The 2,211-nt window shown below is 72.5% G+C and carries 2 protein-coding genes; both read right to left on the bottom strand.

Translation table 11 applies throughout. The features are described from left to right. Positions 1 to 1,504: condensation domain-containing protein (locus PYR91_RS36205; protein ID WP_279787516.1), on the bottom strand; the 1,504-nt coding region annotated here is incomplete at its 3' end. Further along, the coding region (locus tag PYR91_RS36200) for a phosphopantetheine-binding protein (protein ID WP_279787514.1) at positions 1,501 to 2,211 on the bottom strand (711 nt) is incomplete at its 5' end. The genes PYR91_RS36200 and PYR91_RS36205, both read right to left, overlap by 4 nt.

Here is a 2,211-nt window from a genome sequence, read left to right as displayed (position 1 = left end):
CCGCCGCCCCCAACTCAGCGAACGACAACTCCCCACCCACACCCACCACCGCCGGCCCATCACCACCCACCGACAACGCCTCACACAACAACCCCGCCACCGTCACACCCGAACCCCCAGGCGAAGCCGAAGCCGCGCCCTCACCGGTGGAGATCCACTCCCCCAGCAGCAACTCCCGCTCGGCCGGATCCAGCACCGGCAACAACCCCAGCCGGCGCCCCGGATCGGCGACCGCTCCGGCAAGCAACCGGCGCAACCGCTCCACCAGCACCACCACCGACGACCGATCGAACAGATCCGTGCTGAACTCGACGCCGACGGTCAGGCCGGGCACGGCGGGGTCGGAGCTGTGGGTGATGCTGAACATCAGGTCGAAGCGGGCGGTGCCGGTCGGCACCACGATCGGCGAGAGTTCGAGGTCCTTCAGGCGCAGGGAGTCGTCGGGGGAGTTCTGGACGACGAGCAGCACCTGGAACAGCGGGTGGTAGGCGGCGGACCTGGCCGGGTTGAGCACCTCCACCAGGTGCTCGAACGGCACGTCCTGGTTGGCGTAGGCCTCCAGCGCGGTCTCGCGCACGCGTGCCAGTAGTTCGGCGAAGGTGGGCTCGCCGGAGGTGTCGGTGCGCAGCACCAGCGTGTTGACGAAGAAGCCGACCAGGTCGTCCAAGGCCTCGTCGGTGCGGCCGGCGATGGGCACGCCGACCGGCACGTCGGTTCCCGACCCCATGCGGGTGAGCAGCGCGGCCAGCCCCGCCTGAAGGACCATGAACAGGCTGGTGCCGGTCTCCCGGGCCAGCCGCGTCAGCCCCTCGTGCAGCTCGCCGTCCCACCGGCTGGTGACGAGCTCCCCGTCGTAGGACGCCACGGCGGGACGGGGACGGTCGGCGGGCAGGGGGATGTGCTCGGGCAGCCCGGCGAGCCGGTCGCGCCAGTAGGCGGTCTGCCGGGAGAGCAGGCTCTCCGGGTCGCCGGCGTCGCCCAGCAGGTCCCGCTGCCAGAGCGTGTAGTCCACGTACTGCACCGGCAGTTCGGGGAAGCTCGGCCGGTCCCCGAGGCTGTGCGCCTCGTAGGCGGCCATCAGGTCGCGGGACAGCGGCGCGAACGACCACCCGTCGCAGACGATGTGGTGCATCAGCAGCATGAGCACGTGGTCGCGCGGGCCGAGCACGAACAGGTGGGCCCGCACCAGCGGCTCGCCGCCGAGGTCGAACCGGTACCGCGCGGCGAGGTCCAGCGCCTGGGGCAGCTCCTCCCCGGGGTGCAGCACCTCCAGCTCGGGCTTCGCCTCGTCCGGGGAGAGGACCATCTGGTACGGCTCGCCGTCACGCTCGGGGAACACCGTGCGCAGCGCCTCGTGCCGGGCGACGACGTCGCCCAGCGCCGCACGCAGCGCGTCCACATCGAGGTCGCCGCGGAAGCGCAGGGTCCAGGGCATGTTGTAGGCGGGGCCTTCGAGGCCGTGCAGGAACCACAGTCGCCGCTGGGCGAAGGAGAGAGGGATCACGGCCGCGCCGCTCCTTCCTGTCGGGACCTGCGGACCAGGGCGGGTCTCACCCGGGCCGAGGTGTCGAGGCGGTCCACCAGCCCCGCGACGGTGGGCGTCTCGAAGAGGGTGCGGACGGGGAGTTCGGCGCCGAGGCGGGTGCGGATGCGGCTGATGAGCTTGGTGGCCAGCAGCGAGTGCCCGCCCAGGTCGAAGAAGTCGTCCTCGACGCCGACCCGCTCCAGGCCGAGCACGTCGGCGAACAGCCCGCACAAGATCTCTTCCTGCGGGGTGCGCGGGCCGCGTCCGCCGCCGCTCTCCCACACCGGCGCCGGCAACGCCGCCCGGTCGAGCTTCCCGTTGAGCGTCAACGGCAGCCGGTCGAGGACCACCACCGCCGAGGGCACCATGAAGTCGGGCAGGCGTCCGCGTACGAAGTCGCGCACCGCGCGCGGGTCGCAGCCGCCGTCCCGGCCGGGACGGCCATCACCCGCCGAGGCACGGCCGTCACCGTTGCGGTGCCCGCCATCGCCGTTGCGGTGCTCGCGGTCGGCGTTGTGGTGGTCGCGGTCGGCGTTGTGGTGGTCGCCGTCACCGTTGCGGTGCTCGCCGTCGCCGTTGCGGTGCTCGCCGTCGCCGTTGCGGTGGTCGTCGGCGGGGACGGTGTAGGCGATCAGGTGGGTGTCGCCCGTGGCCGATCGCCAGGGGAGCACGACGGCCTGTGCCAC

Origin of the sequence: Sphaerisporangium sp. TRM90804 (assembly GCF_029846175.1) — a bacterium.
Taxonomy (GTDB): domain Bacteria; phylum Actinomycetota; class Actinomycetes; order Streptosporangiales; family Streptosporangiaceae; genus Sphaerisporangium.
This window is presented reverse-complemented; position numbering and strand designations above follow the sequence as displayed.